The sequence below is a fragment of the Streptomyces luteosporeus genome (assembly GCF_039532865.1).
Taxonomy (GTDB): domain Bacteria; phylum Actinomycetota; class Actinomycetes; order Streptomycetales; family Streptomycetaceae; genus Streptomyces; species Streptomyces luteosporeus.
Map to the genome: position 1 here is coordinate 42,578 of NZ_BAAASL010000001.1, position 19,346 is coordinate 61,923.

Consider the following 19,346-nt stretch of genomic DNA (forward strand, 5'->3'; position numbering starts at 1 on the left):
AGGCAGCAACGGGGCGGGCGCGCACCCCAATTCGGCCGAGGCCCGGGCAATCACGGGAGCAGGGTCACGGGAGCAGGTCGTCCACTTGGGCTTCCCCCTCGCGGTACCTGCGGGCGATCTCGGCACCGCAGTCGTCGGCCGTGCGCTGCAACCGCCGGCGCCGCACGGAGACCTGCCGCTCGTACGCCACCAGGCGGCGCATGCCGTCGCGCAGTTCCTGGTCGGTGCGGGCACCGAGGTCGGACAGCCCGACCTCGGAGAGCATGTCGTCGGCCAGTCGGCGGTACTCCTCGCCGTGCGGCGTGCCGAGCGTCACGTGGCGGGCGGAGGAGCGGTGGTCGGAGGGGCCGTCGGCGAGGATCTCCGGCAGGCGGTCGACCAGCAGCCGCTCGACGAGCGGTGAGCCCGGGGCGGCCCGCCGGCCCAGCTCCGCCCGCAGGATGTCGATGCGGCCCTGCAGCAGGCGGCGCACGTAGCTGAGGTCGGCCTCCTCCCGCTGGGACTCCCGGCGCAGGGCGCGCAGCTCGGACAGGCGCAGCTCGGTCGGTCGCCGGCCGGCGACGTCCGCCAGCCGGCCGGAGCGCTGGCTCGGGGGCCTGGCCTGCAAGCTGTCCACTGCCTTGAGGTCCTTGAAGCTTTTGTGGTCCCTGAGATCCCTGACGTCTCTGGTGTCGAGGTGGCTCCTGTTGTCGTGGGAGTCCTTGAGGTCCCGCAACTCGGCTGCCTCCAGCAGGGGGCCGTCCTCGGTGGGTGTGGTCATGCGGTTCCGTCCCCTCGGGCAGGCGGTGTGCGGCCGGATCGCCTTGCCGTTGCCCGCAAAAGGCACCGCCTGCACGCATCGTGCCATTCCGCGCGCCCCGGGCGCAGGGTCTCTCCGCCCGAACAGCCCTGAATGGGCGCAGGGCATCATGGTCCGTATGCGTGCAGTGGTGCAGAGGGTGAACGGTGCGAGCGTCACCGTGGACGGACAGGTGGTCGGCGAGATCCTCGGCGAGGGCCTGTGCGTGCTGGTCGGCGTGACGCACGAGGACACGCGGGAGCAGTGCGCGCGCCTGGCCCGCAAGCTGTGGAGCCTGCGGGTGCTGGCGGACGAGAAGTCGTGCTCCGACGTGGGGGCACCTTTGCTGGTGATCTCCCAGTTCACTCTCTACGGTGACGCCCGGAAGGGGCGGCGGCCGACGTGGAACGCGGCGGCGCCCGGAGAGGTTGCCGAGCCGCTCGTCGACGAGGTCGTCGCCCAGCTGCGCTCGCTCGGGGCGCGGGTGGAGACGGGGGTGTTCGGGGCGGACATGAAGGTGTCGCTGACGAACGACGGCCCGTTCACGGTGCTGCTGGAGGTCTAGGGCCGGACCGGCGGGCCTTCGCCGGGCTTCGTTCGGGCCTCGGGGCAGCGCGTTCGACTGCGGGCCGTCGGTGGCCGATCGCGCCCACGCGGCGGCAGCCGCATATCGGCACTGCCCCGCGCCCCTACGGGGCGCCGTGGGTTGGTGCAGTGCCCCGTCAGGGGCGCGGGGCAGTGTCGATCTGCGGCTTCGCCGCGCGGGCGCGACAAGCCACGACGCACCCGCAGGTCGCTGCCCGGTCCGCCGGACAGCCCCCGGCCCCTGTCTACGGCTCGACCACGACCTCCTGCGACGCCGCCGTGCCCTCGCCCACCAGGAGGGGGGCGTCCACGGGGACGTTGCGCTTGACCAGGGCCAGGGCGATCGGGCCCAGCTCGTGGTGGCGGGCCGACGTCGTGACGAAGCCCAGCTGACGGCCCTCGGGGCCGTCGGCGGCGAGACGGACGGGCGCGCCGTGACCCGGCAGGGTGACCTCGCTGCCGTCCAGGTGCAGGAAGACCAGCCGGCGCGGCGGCTTGCCCAGGTTGTGCACGCGCGCCACGGTCTCCTGGCCGCGGTAGCAGCCCTTCTGCAGGTGCACGGCCACCCCGATCAGCCCCAGCTCGTGGGGGATCGTGCGGTGGTCGGTCTCCCGCCCGACCCGCGGCCGGTGGGCCTCCACGCGCAGCGCCTCGTAGGCCAGCACGCCGGCGGCCGGGCCGTGGGCGGCGGCGAAGTCCGCGAGGCGCTCGCGGGGCAGGAACAGGTCACGGCCGTACGACGTCTCGCGCACGACGACGTCGTCCGGGACCTCGGCGATCGAGCCGGCCGGCAGGTGGACCACCGCGACGTCGGCCGTGCGGTCGGCCACCTCGACCTTGTAGAAGAACTTCATGCTCTCCAGGTAGGAGATCAGCGCCTCCTGCGTGCCCGGCTCGACGTGCATCCACGTCGTCGCGCCGTCGTCCACGAGGTACAGGGCGTGCTCGATGTGGCCGTGCGGGGAGAGGATCAGCGCCTGCGTCGCCTGCCCGGGCGGCAGCTCGCTGACGTGCTGGGTGACGAGCAGGTGCAGCCAGCTCAGCCGCTCCGGCCCGGTGACCGCGACGACGCCCCGGTGCGAGAGGTCGACGAAACCCCTTCCGTCCGCGAGCGCGCGCTGTTCGCGGAACGGGTCGCCGTAGTGCGCGGCGACACCTTCGTCCGGGCTCTCGGCGGCGACGGCGCCGGGCGACGACAGCAGCGGGCTGGGCGTGTGAGACAGCATGCCCCCAGCCTACGGGGCCCCGCCCTGCTCCTTCGAGGTGCAGCCGGAGCACCGGCCGAAGATCGCGAAGTGCTTCATGTCCGTCTCGAAACCGAACTCCTCGCGCAGCTTCGCGGTGAAGCCGGCGGCCACCGACAGGTCGGCCTCGATGACGTCCGTGCAGTCGCGGCAGACGAGGTGTATGTGGTCGTGCCGGTCGGCGAGGTGGTACGTCGGCGCGCCGTGACCGAGATGGGCGTGGCTGACCAGGCCCAGCTCCTCCAGCAGCTCCAGCGTCCGGTAGACGGTCGAGATGTTCACCCCGCCCGCGGTCCGGCGGACCTCGGTCAGGATGTCGTCCGGCGTCGCGTGTTCGAGCCGGTCGACCGCCTCCAGGACGAGCTGTCGCTGCGGGGTCAGCCGGTAGCCGCGCTTTCGGAGGTCGCTCTGCCAGTCGGTTTCCACCACGCCCCCAGTCTAGGCAGCCTCAGTGCTCGCGTACCCCCTTCAGGTAGCCGGCGAGCGCGGCGACGGCCGCAGGGTTGCGGGGGCTCTCGACGAGGTCGACGTAGTCCAGGACGAAGACGCGGTCGTTCCTGACGGCCGAGACGCCCGCCAGCGGCGGGTAGGACATGAGGAACTTCTTCTTCTGCTCCGCGCCGACGTCGCCGTAGTTGTTGATGACGATGACCTCGGGGTCGCGTTCGACCACGGTCTCCCAGCCGACCGTGACCCAGGTGTCCTTCAAGTCCTTCATCACGTGGTCGCCGCCCGCCTTCGTGATGATGTCGTGGGCGCCCGCGTAGGCGCCGGCGGTGACGGGCTTGTCGCGGCCGTCGTCGTAGAGAAAGACCCGCGGCGCCCGGCCGTCCTTCGGCACCTGTGCCTGGGCGTCGGCGACGCGCTTGCGGAAACCCGCCACGAGGGCGCGGGCGCGGTCCTCCACGTCGAAGATCTTCCCCAGCGTCTCCAGGTCCGTGTACAGGGCCTCCAGCGGCGGCATCACGCCGCGCGAGCCGCCGGTGCCGTTGTGGCAGGACTCGGTGAGCACGTACGAGCCCACGCCGAGCTGCTTCAGCCGCTCGGGGGTCAGGCCGTTGCCCTCGCCGAAGCCGTAGTTCCAGCCCGCGAAGACCAGGTCGGCCCGCGCGTCCAGCACCAGCTCCTTGTTGATCTCCTTGGTGGACAGCCGCTTCACCTTGGCGTAGCCGTCCTTCCACGGGACGTCGGCGTCCGGGCGGCTGGTGGTGTACGCGGGCGCCACGTAGCCCGCCATGCGGTCCTCCAGGCCGAGCGCGAACATGATCTCCGAGATGCCCACGTCATTGGTGACCACGCGCTGCGGTGCCTTGTCGTACGTGGTCTTCACGCCGCAGTTCTCGATGGTGACCGGGTAGTGGCCCGAGGAGCGGCCTGCGGCCTGTTTGTCGCCGGAAGCGTCCGAAACCTTCGCGCCGCAACTCGTCAGGGTGATCACGCAGAGCAGGGCCAGGGAGAGGCGGGCAGGGCGGCGAGTACGCATGCGGTCCTAACGGGAAGCTAACGGGGGAGGCGGTCGAAGAGCAGCTGCGGAACACCGGAGACCGGGTGCGGCACCCGGTGCGCACGCACGCCGAAGACCTCCGCGAGCAGCTCGGCGGTCAGTACGGAGTGCGGCGGCCCGGAGGCCACGACGCGGCCGGCGGCGATGACGTACAGCACGTCGCAGTGGGTCGCGGCGAGGTTCAGGTCGTGCAGCGCCGCCAGCACGGTCGGGCCGGAGTCGCGCACCAGCGCCAGCACCTCCAGCTGCTGCGAGATGTCCAGGTGGTTCGTCGGCTCGTCCAGCACCAGCACCTTCGGCTCCTGGGCCAGCGCCCGGGCGATCAGCACCCGCTGCTTCTCACCGCCCGACAACGACAGGAAGCCGCGGTCGGCCAGGTGGGCGGCGCCCACGCGGGCCAGGGCGGCGGTGCAGGCTTCGGCGTCCGCGGACGTCGCGCGGGCCGCGGCCCGCTGGTGCGGCAGGCGGCCCATGGCCACCACCTCGGCGGCGGTGAAGTCGAACTCGCCGCCGGCCGCGTCCTGCGGGAGGGCGGCCAATCGCTGCGCGGCCTCGCGGGCGGTGAGGGCGTGCGCGTCGTCGCCGCCCAGCAGGATGCGGCCGGCGGAGGGGCGCAGGGCGCGGTAGACGCAGCGGAGGAGGGTGGACTTGCCGCTGCCGTTGGGCCCTACCAGGCCCACGAATTGGCCGCTGTTCGCCCGGAGGGCGACGTCCTTCAGGAGGTTCACGCCTGCGGCGTCTGCGGCGAGGTTTTCTATGTCGAGCCGCATCACGGCGTGCCCCCTCGGGTGCGGGTCCGGGGGTGGTTTGTGCCCACCCGTTCCGCCCTGCGGAACGATTGCCCACAACGGGGCATCACGCACCCCCGAAGACGTAGCCGTGGCGGCGCATCAGGGCCACGAAGCAGGGGACGCCGATCAGGGCCGTGATGACGCCCACCGGGAGTTCGACCGGTGCCAGGAGGAGGCGGGAGACCACGTCCACCCAGACCAGCAGGACGGCGCCCAGTAGGGGGGCCACGGTCAGGACGCGGCGGTGGTCGGCGCCCACGAGCATGCGGGCCACGTGCGGGACCATCAGGCCGACGAAGCCGATCGCGCCGCTGACGGCGACGACGGCGCCGGTGACGGCCGCGGTGACCACGAACAGCAGGCGGCGCAGCCGGTCGGGGTCCACGCCCAGGGTGGTCGCGGTCTCGTCGCCCATGGCCAGCGCGTTCAGGCTGCGGCCCCACCACAGCAGGCAGCCGGTGCCGGCGGCCACCACCGCGGCCGCGATGGGTACGGAGGCCCAGGAGGCGCCGCCGAGGCTGCCCAGCAGCCACATCATGGCCGAGCGGGCCGCCTCGCCGCGTTCGGCGCTGAAGACCATGAGGGTGGTGACGGCGGAGAAGCCGTAGTACATGGCGCTGCCGGTCAGGACGAGCCGCAGCGGGGTCAGGCCCTGGCGGGTGCGGGCCACGGCGTACACCAGGGCCATGGAGATCAGGGCGGCGGTGAAGGCGGCGCCGGAGAGGGCCCAGACGCCCAGCGAGCCGAGGGCGCCGAAGATGAGCACGGCGTTGGCGCCGACGGCGGCGCCGGAGGAGATGCCGAGGACGAACGGGTCGGCGAGGGCGTTGCGGACCATGGCCTGCACGGCCACGCCCACGGCCGACAGCCCGGCGCCGACCACGGCGGCCAGCAGGGCGCGGGGGAGGCGCAGCTCCCAGACGACGTTGTAGGCGGGCAGCTCGTCGGTGGTGATGGTGCCGCCGGTCAGCCCGGCGTGCAGGTAGCGCAGGGTGCGGCCCCAGCCGATGCCGGCGGCGCCGAGGGCCGTGCAGCACAGCAGCGACACGAGGAGGGCGGCGGCGAGCCCGGCGATCAGGGGTGGCAGCGGCAGCCGGCGGGCCGCCGTGCGGGTGCGGGCGGCCGGGGCGGCGGCCGGGAGGTCGGTCGACACGGGACGGGCGTACGCCTTCGCCTCGGGCCGTGTGCTGGGCGTACGCGCGGCCGTGCGGCCATGCGTACGAACGGGGTCTGACCCTCGCAGTCCACGGCGAGTCGGGCAGGGAGCAGGCGCGCCGCGGGCGATCGGGCTCGCGGCAGGCCCCGTGCAGGGCCTGCCGCCTACCGTTGCGGGTCAGCGCCGGAATTCGACCGGACTTCCCCCGCGGCGTACCGGGTGGTGCTGAGGGTGGTGCGGGTTATTCGCCCTCGGGCTTGTAGGGCGTGCCGTCGGGGTTGAAGAAGGCGACGCCGTCGGGCATGTCGTCGGGCAGGTTGCGCGCCCAGGCCTGCAGGTCGTCGGCCTGCGGGACCTTCTTCAGCTGGGCCGACATGTACGGGCGCAGCGGCACCTCGGGGGTGGCCTTCTCGCCGACCCACATCAGGTCGCCCTTGACGTAGCCGTACAGACGCTTGCCGCCCGAGTACGGGCCGGAGGCGGCGGTGCGGGCGACGGCGTCGGTGGCGATGTCGATCTGCGGCTTCTGGTCGGCCAGCTCGCCGTACCAGACCTCGACGATGCCGGAGTCGCGGATCATGACGATCTCGACCTTGCGGTCCTTGTCGATGCGCCAGTAGCCGCTCTCGGTCTCCAGCGGCTTGACGGGCTTGCCGTCGGCGTCGAGCACCCAGGAGTGCGAGACGTACTCGAGGAAGTCACGCCCGTCGTGGCTGAAGACGACCTCCTGCCCGAAGTTGCACTGCTCGGCACCGGGGAAGTCGGCGACGCCCGCGCCTTCCCACTTGCCGAGGAGGAAGACCAGGGGGACGAGGCTGGGGTGGAGGTCGGACGGAATCTCGATCATGAGCTCAGGCGATCTGTCGTGGGTGCGGACAAAGGGGTCAGCGCTGGCCCTGGTACAGCTTCTTCCAGGTCAGGCCCATAAAGGCGAGTACGCCGACGGCGACCAGTACCAGCAGGGTGGTGAAGAAGCCTTCAAGCACGAGCGCGCTCCTCGGTCGGAGTGGGTGGTACGTGTACGTGTGCGTAGCGGGGACGAGTCTAGTCCGCCGGGTGCGGCGGGGCGCTGTGAGGTTGATCGTGGGGTTCCGCGCGTCCCGCGCCCTACAGTGGCCGCATGCCGAAGAAGCTGGTGATCAAGGTGACGGCGGGCGCGGACGCGCCCGAGCGGTGCTCGCAGGCGTTCACGGTGGCGGCGGTGGCCGTGGCCAGCGGCGTCGAGGTGTCGCTGTGGCTGACGGGCGAGTCGTCGTGGTTCGCGCTGCCGGGGCGGGCGGCGGAGTTCGAGCTGCCGCACGCGGCGCCGCTGCCGGAGCTGATCGAGGGGATCAAGGCGGGCGGCGGGATGATCACGCTGTGCACGCAGTGCGCGGCGCGGCGGGGCATCGAGGAGAAGGACCTCATCGAGGGCGCGCGCATCGCCGGCGCGCAGGTCTTCGTGAGCGAGGCGATGGCGGACGGCGTCCAGGCCCTCGTCTACTGAGCGCCCTCGTCCACTGATACCGAGCCGGGAGCTAGCGCTTCCCGTCCAGTTCGTCCCACCACTTGTCCGACTCCGGGTCGCCCGACGGGTCGTCCCACCAGCGGTCGTCGGGGCCCCGGCGGTTGGCGACGATGGCGGCCACCGGCGGGATGACCATGGCGAACAGGCACAGCCCCACGGCCGCCGGCACCGACCACAGGCGCACCACGGCCCACGCCAGGACGAACAGGAAGATGCAGGTGCCCATCATGGCGAAGTAGACGTGCCTGCGCCGCGCGTACACACTCTCACCGTACGACCGGAAGCCGCGCGGCGCGAAGGGCCGCACCCCCCATCGTGGCGTCCAACCCCTGGGGTGCGGCCCTTCGCCGTTTCGGTACCGCCTCGTGGCGTCCCGCATCGCCTCAGACGGCGATGGCGACCTCCGCCAGCGCGCCCTTCTCCTTGACGACGACGGTGCGCTCCGCCGTGGCGCCGGGCACGAGGGCGCGTACGGTCCAGGTGCCCTCGGCCGCGTAGAAGCGGAACTGCCCGGTCGCCGAGGTGGGGACCTCGGCGGTGAACTCGCCGGTGGCGTCCAGCAGGCGCACGTAACCGGCCACCGGCTCGCCGTCGCGGGTCACCGAGCCCTGGATCGTGGTCTCACCGGGCTTGACCGCCGAGGCGTCGGGGCCGCCGGCCTTCGCTCCACACATGTTGTCGATTCCTTTCGGTTGCCGCGGTCGGCGTGGGGCCTCAGTTGGAGCCGAGCTCGATCGGCACGCCGACGAGGGAGCCGTACTCCGTCCAGGAGCCGTCGTAGTTGCGGACGTTGGGCTGGCCGAGCAGCTCGTGCAGCACGAACCAGGTGTGCGCCGAGCGCTCGCCGATGCGGCAGTAGGCGATGGTGTCCTTGGCGAGGTCGACGCCCTCGGCCTCGTAGAGCGCCTTCAGCTCCTCGTCGGACTTGAAGGTGCCGTCGTCGTTGGCCGCCTTGGACCAGGGGATGTTGCGCGCGGTCGGCACGTGGCCGGGGCGCTGCGACTGCTCCTGCGGCAGGTGCGCCGGGGCGAGCAGCTTGCCGCTGAACTCGTCGGGGGAGCGCACGTCGACGAGGTTGAGCGTGCCGATGGCGGCCACGACGTCGTCGCGGAAGGCGCGGATGGAGGCGTCCTGGGGCTTGGCCTTGTAGTCCGTGCGGGGCCGCTGGGGCACCTCGGCGACCAGGTCGCGGGAGTCGAGCTCCCACTTCTTGCGGCCGCCGTCGAGGAGGCGGACGTCCTGGTGGCCGTAGAGCTTGAAGTACCAGTAGGCGTAGGAGGCGAACCAGTTGTTGTTGCCGCCGTAGAGGACGACGGTGTCGTCGTTGGCGATGCCCTTCTCGGACAGCAGCTTCTCGAAGCCGGCCTGGTCGACGAAGTCGCGGCGGACGGGGTCCTGCAGGTCGCTCTTCCAGTCGATCCGGATGGCGGTCTTGATGTGGTTCTTGTCGTAGGCGGACGTGTCCTCGTCGACCTCGACGATGACGGTCTTGGGGTCGCCTGCGTCGATGCGGGCCTGTACCCAGTCGGCGTCCACCAGGACGTCACTGCGGCTCATGCTGTTCTCCTCCGGGGCGATGGGGGTACCCCCGGGCCGGTGCGGGGCCATGGGGGAGGAGCGCGGCGGCAGGGCGCGGCGCCGCGCGAAGGGTGGAGCGGAGTGCTCGCGTTGATGCGGGGAGAGGGCGGCCGGGGTGTCCGGCCGTTAAGGGAGCCGGCGAGCGGTTCCCGTCAGACATGGCGACAGAGCATGGCGGCAACGCGGCACAGGTCCACTGCCCGCCGCTTCGTGAGATCTGCCTGTCGCCTCATGGGGACGATCGTAGGGAGGCGTCGGGAGCCCTGTCACCGGGCAGTCGAATACTGAGACGCAGAATTCCGGATAGTGGGACGGGCGGTGCGCCGGGGCGCTCGCGCGGGCCCCTTCCGGCCCTTCCGTACCGGCCGGTAGTCCACACGGGCTGAGCGGCGGACTCGTCCGTCTCGCCCAGCGGGACGGCGCGGACGTCGCTCAGCCCGCCAGGTTGACGTCGGTGCCGGTGAGGGTGATGTCGACGCCGGTGGGCGTGGTGACGACCTTGTCGAGCTTGATGCCGCGGGGCAGGCCGGTGATCTTCCGGTCGAAGTCCGTCTTCTCGCGGATCTTCTGCTCCATGCCGGGGATGCGGGCGCCCTCGGCGGGGACCTCGTTCGCGCGCACCCGGATCGTGTCGCCGCCGGTGACGGTGACCGTGGAGGTCACGCTGCGCTGCACGGGCTGGCCGGCGACGGTCGCCTTGCCGGTCACCTTGACCTGGTTGCCGCCGGCACCGCCCTGGCCGCCGTAGGCGACGGTGACGTCGGGGTCGTTGGCGGCCTTGGTCAGCTCCTCGTACGTCAGGTGGGCCGTGCCGGTGGCGCGGCCGGCGACGGCGGAGGAGAAGCTGCTGTTGATACGGACGTCGTGCAGCCGGGCGTCGAAGCCGCTGACCTTGACCGACTGGGTGCCGGTGCCGGCCGTGACGCCGTCGAGCTTCACGTCGACCTCGTCGAGCCGCGAGTTCGCGACCTGGGTGAGGAAGGGGAAGCCCTTGATGGAGACCTCGGGCGTGCCGGAGAGGTTCTGGCTGCTGCGTATCTTGTCGGCGACCTGGTTCTCGGCGAACCACACGGCCGCCCGGTCGCCGGCCACGAAGAGCGCTCCGAGGACGACGGCGACGATCAGAAGTGTCCGAATGGCACGCATCGGCTGCGGATCCCCCACGTTCGGTCGGTCGGGCTCGGCCCGGCCAGGCCCCCTGGCCTGCCGGTCGAGCCTAACCGGACCGAACGTACAAATGACCGACCCCGGCGTAACCGGTCTGTAACCGCTGCCGGGGCCGGTCCTGCCGGGGCCTGCGTCAGCCGAGCACCCGGCCCAGGACGTAGACCACCGGCGCCGCCACCGTCAGGGGCAGGGCCACGCCGGCGGTCATGTGGACGAACCGCGAGGGGTAGTCGTAGCTGGCCACCCGCAGTCCGACCAGGGCGCACACGCCCGCGGCCGCGCCCAGCAGGGCGGCGGAGGCGCCCATGCCGGTCAGCTGGCCGGCGGCCACGCCCGCGCCCGCCGCGGCGACGAGGGCGACGACGGGGGAGAGCAGCGAGGGCAGCGGCAGGGCCCGGGCCAGGGCCGCCGCGGCCACGCCGAGCGCGCCCGCGACCACGGCGTCGGGCTCGGCCGCCAGCAGGCCGCCCGCGACGACCGCGAGGGCCGCGGAGGCGGTGGCCGCCGTCAGGCCGTACAGCCGCTCGTCGGGCGAGGCGTGGCTGCGCAGCTGCAGGACGATGACCAGCAGGATCCACACGCCGAGCGTGCCCAGCAGCACCGTCGGGGCGTGTCCTTCGCCCGCCGCCAGCAGCCCGGCGTCGGCGACGACGCCGCCGAGGAAGGCGAGCGCGATGCCCTGCCGGGCGGGCCACATGCCGTTCAGCCGGAACCAGCCCGCCGCGGTCACCGCCTGCAGCAGCACCACCGGCACGGCCAGCACGGGCCGGGCCAGCGGGGCGGCCAGCGCCAGCAGCGCGGCCAGGACGGAGGTCAGCAGTGCGGGCTGCAGGCCCGGCGGCAGGATCTGCGGCCGGCCCTCGGCCCGGGCCTTCTCCGCCGCGGTCAGCGGCCGCTCGGGCTCGGCCTCGGCGACCGCGACGGCCGCCGCGGGGGCGTATGCCTCGGGGGCGTACGCCTCGGGCCCGCCGTGGGCCTGCGGCCCGCCGTACGGCTCCGGGTGCGGCAGGGACGCCGGGGGCAGCGGCGCCGAGGCGGCGGCCTGCTCGTGGGCGGCCTCCTGCCGGGCCCACTCGGCGGCGCCCCGGGCGCCGCCGGCCGGCCAGGGGGAGCCGAAGGAGGAGTCGTACGACGCGGCATAGGGGGCGGCCTGAGGGGCAGCGTTCCCGGCATTCCCAGCATTTCCAGCATTCCCGGCGTTCTCCGGTGCGGGCTCCTGCTGCCAGGCGCGGGCGTCCCAGGTCTGGGTCTGCCAGGTCTGGGTCACCGGCTCGTCGTGCCGGTCGTGCTCCTCGTGCCCGGGCTGCGGCCACTGGGCGGCCGGCTGCTGCCCGTACGCCGGCTGCTGCCCGTAGCCGTAGTCGTCCTGCCCGCCGTACGAGGGCCGGTGCGCATCGGCACCCGTGTCGTACGCCGGGTAGGGCCCGGTTCCGTACGGCGGGTACGGCTCGGCGGGCCGCTGCGGGTCGTAGGGGTGGTGATGTTGTTCGCTCATGCTGTCGGGGTCACCCTCCTGCGAAGGGCGGGAGCACCTCGACCGTGCCGCCCTCGGTCAGTCGCACCGTCGCGTGGTCGCGCGTGCCGACGGGATTGCCGTCCACGAGGAACGAGCAGCGCGCGAGCACGCGCGCGAACTCGGGCCGCCCCGTGTGCCGGTGCCTGGCCGCGTCCAGCACCTGGGCCAACGTGTGGCCGGTGCAGGGTTCCTCGGCGGTGCCGGCGGCGGCCTTGGCCGCGGCCCAGTACCGGATCGTGCCGGACGGCGCGTCCGGCGGTCCCGGCTGGGCCGGCAACGCCTCCGGCGGCGCCGGTCGTGCCGTGTGTGTCGTCGCCACGGCGACCCCTTTCCTTTTCTGCCGCCTCCATGATGACGGGTGTCGTGGCGCCGGCCGTCCCCAGCCGGTAAAGGGCAGGCCGTTCGGAGTGGCGCTCGCATAGGCTGCTTGTGTGTTGGTGCGACTTCTTCGGTCCTATTTGCGGCCTTATTCCAGAGCGATAGCGCTGATCGTGCTGCTTCAGCTCGTCCAGACCCTCGCCACGCTTTATCTCCCCAATCTCAACGCGGACATCATCGACAAAGGCGTCGTGAAGGGCGACACCGGTTACATCCTGACCACCGGTGGCCTCATGCTCGCCGTGACCCTGGCGCAGATCGTCTGCGCGATCGGCGCCGTCTACTACGGCGCCCGCACGTCCATGGCCGTCGGCCGGGACCTGCGCGCGGCGGTCTTCGACCGGGTGCAGTCCTTCTCGGCGCGCGAAATGGGGCAGTTCGGGGCCCCGTCACTGATCACCCGGACCACCAATGACGTCCAGCAGGTGCAGATGCTGACCCTGATGGCGTTCACCCTCATGGTCTCGGCACCGATCATGTGCGTCGGCGGCGTGGTGCTCGCCATCGAGCAGGACGTGCCGCTCTCGGCGCTGCTGCTGGTGATCGTCCCCGTCCTGGCCGCCATCGTGGGGCTGATCGTCTGGCGCATGCGGCCGATCTTCCGCGGCGTCCAGGAGCGCATCGACACGGTCAACCGGGTGCTGCGCGAGCAGATCACCGGCATTCGGGTCATTCGCGCCTTCGTACGGGACGAGCACGAGCGGAAACGATTCACGGGCGCCAACACCGAGCTGATGGACGTCTCGCTGCGTGCCGGCCGGCTGATGTCGCTGATGTTCCCGTCCGTGATGCTCGTCGTGAACCTCTCCTCCGTCGCCGTCGTGTGGTTCGGCGGACACCGCATCGCGGACGGCGGCATGGAGATCGGTGCGCTGACGGCGTTCCTCAGCTACCTCATGCAGATCCTGATGGCCATCATGATGGCCACCTTCATGTTCATGATGGTGCCGCGCGCCGAGGTCTGCGCCGAGCGCGTCCAGGAGGTCCTGGCCACCGACTCCAGCGTGGTGCCCCCCGTCGCACCGGTCACCGAGCTGCGCCGCCACGGCCACCTGGAGCTGCGCGGCGTCGCCTTCGGCTACCCCGGCGCCGAGGAGCCCGTCCTCAAGGACGTCTCCCTCGTCGCCCGCCCCGGCGAGATCACCGCCGTGATCGGCTCCACCGGCAGCGGCAAGTCGACGCTGCTCGGGCTCATACCCCGGCTGTTCGACGCCACGGCGGGCACGGTGTACGTCGACGGCGTGGACGTGCGCGAGCTCGACCCGGTCGTGATGAGCGAGGCCGTGGGCCTCGTCCCGCAGAAGCCGTACCTCTTCTCCGGCACCGTCGCCTCCAACCTGCGCTACGGGCGTCCCGACGCCACCGACGAGGAGCTGTGGCAGGCGCTGGAGACCGCGCAGGCCCGCGAGTTCGTCGAGGCCCTGGACGGCGGCCTGGAGGCCCCGATCGCCCAGGGCGGCACCAACGTCTCCGGCGGTCAGCGCCAGCGCCTGGCGATCGCCCGGGCCCTGGTGCGCAAGCCCGGGATCTACCTCTTCGACGACTCCTTCTCCGCCCTCGACTACGCCACCGACGCCCGGCTGCGCGCCGCGCTGGCGCGCGAGACGGAAGAGGCGACCGTGGTGATCGTCGCCCAGCGGGTGTCGACCATCCGCGACGCCGACCGCATCGTGGTCCTCGACGGCGGCCGGGTCGTCGGCACCGGCACCCACACCGAACTCATGGCGACGAACGAGACCTACCGGGAGATCGTGCTCTCCCAGCTCACCGAGGAGGAGGCGGCGTGACGTCCCTCGAGAAACCCACGCCCCCCGCAGCCGCCGGCGGCGGCGAGGACGGCGGCAAACCGGCCGCCCCCGCCGCCCCGGCCCGCAGAGGCCCGGCCCCGGCCACCGGCATGGCCCGCTTCATGGGCGGCCAGCCCACCGAGAAGTCCATGAACTTCGGCCCCTCGGCCCGCCGGCTGCTGGGGCAGCTGCGGCCCGAGCGGGGCATCATCTACGTCGCGCTGGCGCTCGGCGTGGCCAGCGTGGCGCTGGCCGTCGTCGGCCCCAAGATCCTGGGCCGGGCCACCGACCTGCTCTTCGCCGGCGTCGTCGGCGCGCAGATGCCCGCCGGCAGCACCAAGGCCGAGGTCCTGGCGCACATGCGGCAGCAGGGCAACGACAAGATCGCCGACGTGCTCTCCGCCGTCGACTTCACGCCCGGCCAGGGCATCGACTTCGGCGCGGTCGGCACCGTCCTGCTGTGGGTGGCGCTGATCTACCTCGGCTCCTCCCTCTTCGGGCTCGTGCAGGCGCGCATCGCCACCACCGTGGTGCAGCGGGCCGTCTTCCGGCTGCGCCAGCAGGTGGAGGAGAAGCTGGGCCGGCTGCCGCTGAGCTACTTCGACAAGCAGCAGCGCGGCGAGGTGCTCTCCCGCGCCACCAACGACATCGACAACATCGCCCAGACGCTCCAGCAGACCCTCAGCCAGATCATCGCCTCCCTGCTGACGATCGTCGGCGTGCTGGCGATGATGTTCTGGATCTCCTGGCTGCTGGCGCTGGTCGCGCTGGTCACCGTGCCGGTGTCGATCCTGGTCGCCACCAGGATCGGCAAGCGGGCGCAGCCGCAGTTCGTCGCGCAGTGGAAGTCCACGGGCAAGCTCAACGCCCACATCGAGGAGATGTACACCGGCCACTCGCTGGTGAAGGTCTTCGGCCGCCAGAAGGAGTCCGCGGAGGCCTTCCGCAAGGAGAACGAGAACCTCTACGAGGCCGGCTTCAAGGCACAGTTCATCTCCGGCATCATCCAGCCGGCGATGATGTTCATCGGCAACCTGAACTACGTCCTGGTCGCCGTCGTCGGCGGTCTGCGGGTGGCCACCGGCGCGCTGTCCATCGGTGACGTCCAGGCGTTCGTGCAGTACTCGCGGCAGTTCAGCCAGCCGCTCACCCAGGTGGCCTCCATGGCCAACCTCGTCCAGTCGGGCGTGGCCTCCGCCGAGCGGGTCTTCGAGCTGCTCGACGCCGAGGAGCAGCGCCCGGACGCGGCGGACGCGCCCGTGGTGGGCCCCGTGCGCGGCGAGGTCGTCTTCGAGGAGGTCTCCTTCCGCTACGAGCCGGACAGGCCCCTCATCGAGGACCTCTCGCTGACCGTGCGCCCCGGCCAGACCGTGGCCATCGTCGGCCCCACCGGCGCCGGCAAGACCACCCTGGTCAACCTGCTCATGCGCTTCTACGAGGTGGGCGGCGGCCGCATCACCCTCGACGGCACCGACATCGCCGCGATGTCCCGCGAGGAGCTGCGCTCCCACATCGGCATGGTGCTGCAGGACACCTGGCTCTTCGGCGGCACCATCGCCGAGAACATCGCCTACGGGGCGCCCGAGGGCACCTCCATGGACAAGATCGTGGAGGCGGCGAGGGCCACCCACGTCGACCGCTTCGTGCGCACGCTGCCCGACGGCTACGAGACGGTGATCGACGAGGAGGGCTCCAACGTCAGCGTCGGCGAGAAGCAGCTGATCACGATCGCCCGGGCGTTCCTCGCCGAGCCGGAGATCCTCGTCCTCGACGAGGCGACGAGCTCGGTCGACACCCGTACGGAGGTACTCATCCAGCAGGCGATGGGCCGCCTGCGGGCGGGCCGGACGAGCTTCGTGATCGCGCACCGGCTCTCCACCATCCGGGACGCGGACGTGATCCTGGTGATGGAGTCCGGGCGGATCGTGGAGCAGGGCACCCACGAGTCGCTGCTGGCCGCGGACGGCGCGTACGCCCGTCTGTACGACGCGCAGTTCGCGCAGCCGGTCGCGGAAGCCTGACGGAGCCTTGACGGGATTCCGGGGGCTTCGCGCCCCCGGGACCCCGGTCGAGGCGGCAGACTGGTTGCGGGGTGCGGCCGGCGACCGGCGGCCGGCGGCCGTCAAGGGTGCGCGGCGACGACCACTCGAAGTGACCGACGAAACACAAGGTCGTGCAAAGTCATCCGGACCCCGGAAAGTCTCGTGGGTTATTCTGCTGCGCAGGAAGGATCCGGGCAGCGTGGCCCCCGGGTCCTTTTGTGCATTCGGACGACGAGCAGTGCCCCCCACCGTCCTCGCAGGGACCGAGGAGGAACCGACGCAATGGGCGAGCGAAGCGCACGAGAGACGAGCAAGCGCGAGAGCGACACGACGACGACCGGAGCGGGTGGCGGCCGATGAGTTCCCTGCTGCTGCTGACGAACGCGCTCCAGCCGTCCACCGAGGTGCTGCCCGCGCTGGGGCTGCTGCTGCACAGCGTGCGCGTGGCCCCCGCCGAGGGGCCGGCCCTGGTGGAGACCCCCGGCGCCGACGTCATACTGATCGACGGCCGGCGCGACCTGCCCCACGTGCGCAGCCTGTGCCAGCTGCTGCGCTCCACCGGACCGGGCTGCCCGCTGCTCCTCGTGGTCACCGAGGGCGGCTTGGCCGCCGTCACCGCCGACTGGGGCGTGGACGACGTGCTGCTCGACACCGCCGGCCCCGCCGAGGTCGAGGCCCGGCTGCGGCTGGCGATGGGCCGCCAGCAGATCTCCACGGACGACAGCCCCATGGAGATCCGCACCGGCGACCTCTCCGTCGACGAGGCCACCTACAGCGCCAAGCTCAAGGGCCGGGTCCTGGACCTGACCTTCAAGGAGTTCGAGCTGCTGAAGTACCTCGCCCAGCACCCGGGCCGGGTCTTCACCCGCGCCCAGCTGCTGCAAGAGGTCTGGGGCTACGACTACTTCGGCGGCACCCGCACGGTCGACGTGCACGTGCGGCGGCTGCGGGCCAAGCTCGGGCCCGAGCACGAGTCGCTGATCGGCACCGTGCGCAACGTCGGCTACCGCTTCGTCCTGCCGGAGAAGCCCGAGAAACCGGAGAAGGCGGCGAAGGCGGCGAAGGCGGACGACCCCGGGACGCCCGCGAAGACGGAGGGCGCCCCGAAGGAGCGGGACGCCGGCCGGCAGCGTGGGGCGGAACACACCCAGGGCGCCGGATCCGAGGCCGCTCGCCCGGTGAAACGGTAGGTGGACCCGCGTAGACTGCCGCGCGTGGCCAAGGTGACGCGGGACGATGTGGCACGGCTTGCGGGAACGTCTACCGCGGTCGTCAGCTACGTCATCAACAATGGACCGCGCCCGGTGGCACCGGCGACGCGGGAGCGGGTGCTGGCCGCGATCAAGGAGCTGGGCTACCGGCCCGACCGGGTCGCCCAGGCCATGGCCTCCCGCCGCACCGACCTCATAGGCCTGATCGTCCCGGACGCGCGGCAGCCCTTCTTCGCCGAGATGGCGCACGCGGTCGAGCAGGCCGCGGCCGAGCGCGGCAAGATGGTCCTCGTCGGGAACTCCGACTACCTCGACGAGCGCGAAGTGCACTACCTGCGTGCCTTCTTGGGCATGCGGGTCTCCGGTCTCATCCTGATCAGCCAGGGCCCCAGCGAGACCGCCGCCCTGGAGATCGACGCCTGGGACGCCCGCGTGGTCCTGATGCACCGCAGGCCCGACGCGATCGACGACGTCGCCGTCGTCACCGACGACGTCGGCGGCGCCCAGCTCGCCACCCGGCACCTGCTGGAGCACGGCCACCCCTACGTGGCCTGCCTCGGCGGCACCGAGGAGACCCCGACCATCGGCGACCCCGTCACCGACCACGTCGAGGGCTGGCGCCGTGCCATGCGCGAGGCCGGCCTCGGCACCGAGGGCCGCCTCTTCCCGGCGCCCTACAACCGCTACGACGCCTACAAGGTCGCCCTGCAGCTGCTGGCCGGCCCCGACCGGCCGCCGGCGCTGCTGTGCGCCACCGACGACCAGGCCATCGGCGTGCTGCGGGCGGCCCGCGAGCTGGACATCGACGTGCCGGGGGAGCTGGCGGTGGCCGGCTTCGACGACGTCAAGGAGGCGGCGCTGACCGACCCGCCCCTGACCACGGTGGCCTCCGACCGGCAGGCGATGGCCCGCTCGGCCGTCGACCTCGTCCTCGACGACGGCCTGCGGGTGGCCGGCTCGCGCCGGGAGCGCCTGAAGCAGTTCCCCTCCCGCCTGGTGATCCGCCGCAGCTGCGGCTGCGGCTGACCCGGCCGCGGCCTACCCGGCCCGGTTCTTCGGCGGATCTCAGCGCCTCCTCAGACTGTTCTCATCCGGGCGGAGCACAGTCATGGGCATGGACGAGCACACGAACCCGCAGCAGTACCCGGCGCCCCCCGCGAACCCGCCGTACGCGGGCTTCGACCCCGCGCCCCAGCCCCACCGCCGCCCGAAGGGCCGGCGCCCCGGTGCGCTGCTCGCCGCCTGCGCGCTCGTCGCCGCCGTCGTCGGCGGCGGCTCCGCCGCCCTCGTGGGCGAGCTGACCGGCGGCGGAACCGGCAGCGCCGCCCACTCCACGCCCGTGCAGAACGCCTCCCTCAAGGGCAGCGGCGTCTCGGCCGTCGCCTCCGCCGTCAGCCCCAGCATCGTGGAGATCAAGGCCAGCACCGGTGCGGGACAGTCCACCGGCTCGGGCGTGATCATCACCGGTGACGGCGAGGTCGTCACCAACAACCACGTCGTCGCGGGCGCCGACACCGTCCAGGTCTCGCTCAAGGACGGCAGCACGAAGACCGGCACCGTCGTCGGCACCGACCCCGGCAAGGACCTGGCGCTGGTCAAGCTCAAGGACGCCAAGGGCCTCAAGGCCGCCACCCTCGGCGACTCCAGCAGGCTCGTCGTCGGCGACCAGGTCGTGGCCATCGGCTCCCCGGAGGGCCTGACCGGCACCGTGACCAGCGGCATCGTCTCCGCCCTCAACCGCGACGTGACCGTCTCCAAGGAACAGGGCCGCGGCCAGGGCCAGCGGCAGCAGCAGCGCGGGCTGCCGCAGTGGCCGTTCGAGTTCGGCGGCAACCAGTACAACGGCGACACCGGCTCCGACAAGACCACGTACAAGGCCATCCAGACGGACGCCGCCCTCAACCCCGGCAACTCCGGCGGCGCGCTGATCAACATGAACGGCGAGATCATCGGCATCAACTCGGCCATGTACGCCCCCGGCGGGCAGGGCGGCGGCTCCGGCGAATCCGCCGGCAGCGTCGGCCTCGGCTTCGCCATCCCCGTCAACACCCTCAAGGCCGACCTGGCGAAGCTGCGGGCGGGCGGCACCAACGCCTGAACGC

At 72.2% G+C, this 19,346-nt stretch carries 21 protein-coding genes; 7 read left to right on the plus strand and 14 right to left on the minus strand.

All coding sequences use genetic code 11. From position 1 onward, the window contains the following. Window positions 1-64 precede the first annotated feature (64 nt). Window positions 65-760, minus strand: coding sequence for an RsiG family protein (locus ABD361_RS00220; protein ID WP_344432493.1), 696 nt, complete (start codon window positions 758-760; stop codon window positions 65-67). 157 nt (window positions 761-917) lie between these two features. Between ABD361_RS00220 and dtd the strand changes: the two genes are divergently transcribed. Beyond that, on the plus strand, window positions 918-1,343 hold the full coding sequence (dtd, locus tag ABD361_RS00225; protein WP_344432495.1) for a D-aminoacyl-tRNA deacylase: 426 nt from the start codon (window positions 918-920) through the stop codon (window positions 1,341-1,343). Between the two features lie 265 nt (window positions 1,344-1,608). Here the strand turns inward: dtd and ygfZ are convergent, their stop codons facing one another. The 6 genes from ygfZ to ABD361_RS00255 form a co-directional block, all read right to left on the minus strand. Next, window positions 1,609-2,589, minus strand: coding sequence for a CAF17-like 4Fe-4S cluster assembly/insertion protein YgfZ (gene ygfZ, locus ABD361_RS00230; RefSeq protein ID WP_344432496.1), 981 nt, complete (start codon window positions 2,587-2,589; stop codon window positions 1,609-1,611). Between the two features lie 9 nt (window positions 2,590-2,598). Further along, a complete protein-coding gene (locus ABD361_RS00235) occupies window positions 2,599-3,036 on the minus strand; it encodes a Fur family transcriptional regulator (RefSeq protein ID WP_344432497.1) in 438 nt (145 codons plus the stop codon). A gap of 19 nt (window positions 3,037-3,055) precedes the next feature. Continuing rightward, window positions 3,056-4,090, minus strand: a complete 1,035-nt coding sequence (locus tag ABD361_RS00240) for an ABC transporter substrate-binding protein (protein WP_344432498.1) — start codon at window positions 4,088-4,090, stop codon at window positions 3,056-3,058. Between the two features lie 17 nt (window positions 4,091-4,107). After that, window positions 4,108-4,881: an ABC transporter ATP-binding protein gene (locus ABD361_RS00245; RefSeq protein WP_344432499.1), complete on the minus strand. Its 774-nt coding sequence runs from the start codon at window positions 4,879-4,881 to the stop codon at window positions 4,108-4,110. A gap of 85 nt (window positions 4,882-4,966) precedes the next feature. After that, on the minus strand, window positions 4,967-6,055 hold the full coding sequence (locus ABD361_RS00250; RefSeq protein WP_344432500.1) for a FecCD family ABC transporter permease: 1,089 nt from the start codon (window positions 6,053-6,055) through the stop codon (window positions 4,967-4,969). A 244-nt stretch (window positions 6,056-6,299) separates the two neighbouring features. Beyond that, entirely contained in the window at window positions 6,300-6,905 is a 606-nt protein-coding gene (locus ABD361_RS00255) for a heme-binding beta-barrel domain-containing protein (protein ID WP_344432501.1), read from the minus strand. A gap of 273 nt (window positions 6,906-7,178) precedes the next feature. Between ABD361_RS00255 and ABD361_RS00260 the strand changes: the two genes are divergently transcribed. Beyond that, window positions 7,179-7,544, plus strand: a complete 366-nt coding sequence (locus ABD361_RS00260; RefSeq protein ID WP_344432502.1) for a DsrE family protein — start codon at window positions 7,179-7,181, stop codon at window positions 7,542-7,544. 31 nt (window positions 7,545-7,575) lie between these two features. Here ABD361_RS00260 and ABD361_RS00265 read toward each other — a convergent pair whose 3' ends face one another. From ABD361_RS00265 to ABD361_RS00290, 7 genes are all read right to left on the minus strand, one after another. Further along, the gene (locus ABD361_RS00265) at window positions 7,576-7,827 is read right to left on the minus strand and encodes a DUF3099 domain-containing protein (protein WP_344432503.1); all 252 of its coding nucleotides are present in this window, start codon (window positions 7,825-7,827) and stop codon (window positions 7,576-7,578) included. Window positions 7,828-7,948: 121 nt separating this feature from the next. Next, entirely contained in the window at window positions 7,949-8,239 is a 291-nt protein-coding gene (locus tag ABD361_RS00270; protein ID WP_344432504.1) for a DUF1416 domain-containing protein, read from the minus strand. Between the two features lie 40 nt (window positions 8,240-8,279). Next, window positions 8,280-9,122 (minus strand): sulfurtransferase, encoded by an 843-nt coding sequence (locus tag ABD361_RS00275; protein ID WP_344432505.1) that lies wholly within the window; start codon window positions 9,120-9,122, stop codon window positions 8,280-8,282. A gap of 173 nt (window positions 9,123-9,295) precedes the next feature. After that, window positions 9,296-9,376: a putative leader peptide gene (locus tag ABD361_RS30595; protein ID WP_361748371.1), complete on the minus strand. Its 81-nt coding sequence runs from the start codon at window positions 9,374-9,376 to the stop codon at window positions 9,296-9,298. A 199-nt stretch (window positions 9,377-9,575) separates the two neighbouring features. Then, the gene (locus ABD361_RS00280; protein ID WP_344432506.1) at window positions 9,576-10,289 is read right to left on the minus strand and encodes an LmeA family phospholipid-binding protein; all 714 of its coding nucleotides are present in this window, start codon (window positions 10,287-10,289) and stop codon (window positions 9,576-9,578) included. A 154-nt stretch (window positions 10,290-10,443) separates the two neighbouring features. Continuing rightward, the gene (locus ABD361_RS00285) at window positions 10,444-11,805 is read right to left on the minus strand and encodes a hypothetical protein (protein ID WP_344432507.1); all 1,362 of its coding nucleotides are present in this window, start codon (window positions 11,803-11,805) and stop codon (window positions 10,444-10,446) included. A 10-nt stretch (window positions 11,806-11,815) separates the two neighbouring features. Then, entirely contained in the window at window positions 11,816-12,103 is a 288-nt protein-coding gene (locus ABD361_RS00290; protein WP_344432860.1) for a MoaD/ThiS family protein, read from the minus strand. Window positions 12,104-12,257: 154 nt separating this feature from the next. On the opposite strand from ABD361_RS00290, the gene ABD361_RS00295 reads away from it, so the two are divergent. The 5 genes from ABD361_RS00295 (at window position 12,258) to ABD361_RS00315 (ending at window position 19,342) form a co-directional block, all read left to right on the plus strand. Beyond that, window positions 12,258-13,991: an ABC transporter ATP-binding protein gene (locus ABD361_RS00295; protein WP_344432508.1), complete on the plus strand. Its 1,734-nt coding sequence runs from the start codon at window positions 12,258-12,260 to the stop codon at window positions 13,989-13,991. A 122-nt stretch (window positions 13,992-14,113) separates the two neighbouring features. Continuing rightward, the gene (locus ABD361_RS00300) at window positions 14,114-16,012 is read left to right on the plus strand and encodes an ABC transporter ATP-binding protein (RefSeq protein ID WP_344432861.1); all 1,899 of its coding nucleotides are present in this window, start codon (window positions 14,114-14,116) and stop codon (window positions 16,010-16,012) included. A gap of 377 nt (window positions 16,013-16,389) precedes the next feature. Further along, the gene (locus ABD361_RS00305) at window positions 16,390-17,223 is read left to right on the plus strand and encodes a response regulator transcription factor (protein ID WP_344432509.1); all 834 of its coding nucleotides are present in this window, start codon (window positions 16,390-16,392) and stop codon (window positions 17,221-17,223) included. Window positions 17,224-17,247: 24 nt separating this feature from the next. Then, entirely contained in the window at window positions 17,248-18,270 is a 1,023-nt protein-coding gene (locus ABD361_RS00310; RefSeq protein WP_344432510.1) for a LacI family DNA-binding transcriptional regulator, read from the plus strand. Window positions 18,271-18,358: 88 nt separating this feature from the next. Next, window positions 18,359-19,342: a S1C family serine protease gene (locus tag ABD361_RS00315; RefSeq protein WP_344432511.1), complete on the plus strand. Its 984-nt coding sequence runs from the start codon at window positions 18,359-18,361 to the stop codon at window positions 19,340-19,342. Window positions 19,343-19,346: the final 4 nt, after the last annotated feature.

What these genes read in the sequence shown, in the direction of transcription:
- ABD361_RS00315 (WP_344432511.1), top strand. Translation starts at nt 18,359, where the DNA reads ATGGACGAGCACACGAACCCGCAGCAGTACCCGGCGCCCCCCGCGAAC.
- ABD361_RS00245 (WP_344432499.1), bottom strand. Translation starts at nt 4,881, where the DNA reads ATGCGGCTCGACATAGAAAACCTCGCCGCAGACGCCGCAGGCGTGAAC.
- ABD361_RS00260 (WP_344432502.1), top strand. Translation starts at nt 7,179, where the DNA reads ATGCCGAAGAAGCTGGTGATCAAGGTGACGGCGGGCGCGGACGCGCCC.
- ABD361_RS00240 (WP_344432498.1), bottom strand. Translation starts at nt 4,090, where the DNA reads ATGCGTACTCGCCGCCCTGCCCGCCTCTCCCTGGCCCTGCTCTGCGTG.
- ABD361_RS00280 (WP_344432506.1), bottom strand. Translation starts at nt 10,289, where the DNA reads ATGCGTGCCATTCGGACACTTCTGATCGTCGCCGTCGTCCTCGGAGCG.
- ABD361_RS00305 (WP_344432509.1), top strand. Translation starts at nt 16,390, where the DNA reads ATGAGTTCCCTGCTGCTGCTGACGAACGCGCTCCAGCCGTCCACCGAG.
- ABD361_RS30595 (WP_361748371.1), bottom strand. Translation starts at nt 9,376, where the DNA reads ATGAGGCGACAGGCAGATCTCACGAAGCGGCGGGCAGTGGACCTGTGC.
- ABD361_RS00220 (WP_344432493.1), bottom strand. Translation starts at nt 760, where the DNA reads ATGACCACACCCACCGAGGACGGCCCCCTGCTGGAGGCAGCCGAGTTG.
- ABD361_RS00285 (WP_344432507.1), bottom strand. Translation starts at nt 11,805, where the DNA reads ATGAGCGAACAACATCACCACCCCTACGACCCGCAGCGGCCCGCCGAG.
- ygfZ (WP_344432496.1), bottom strand. Translation starts at nt 2,589, where the DNA reads ATGCTGTCTCACACGCCCAGCCCGCTGCTGTCGTCGCCCGGCGCCGTC.
- ABD361_RS00275 (WP_344432505.1), bottom strand. Translation starts at nt 9,122, where the DNA reads ATGAGCCGCAGTGACGTCCTGGTGGACGCCGACTGGGTACAGGCCCGC.
- dtd (WP_344432495.1), top strand. Translation starts at nt 918, where the DNA reads ATGCGTGCAGTGGTGCAGAGGGTGAACGGTGCGAGCGTCACCGTGGAC.
- ABD361_RS00270 (WP_344432504.1), bottom strand. Translation starts at nt 8,239, where the DNA reads ATGTGTGGAGCGAAGGCCGGCGGCCCCGACGCCTCGGCGGTCAAGCCC.
- ABD361_RS00300 (WP_344432861.1), top strand. Translation starts at nt 14,114, where the DNA reads ATGGGCGGCCAGCCCACCGAGAAGTCCATGAACTTCGGCCCCTCGGCC.
- ABD361_RS00255 (WP_344432501.1), bottom strand. Translation starts at nt 6,905, where the DNA reads ATGATCGAGATTCCGTCCGACCTCCACCCCAGCCTCGTCCCCCTGGTC.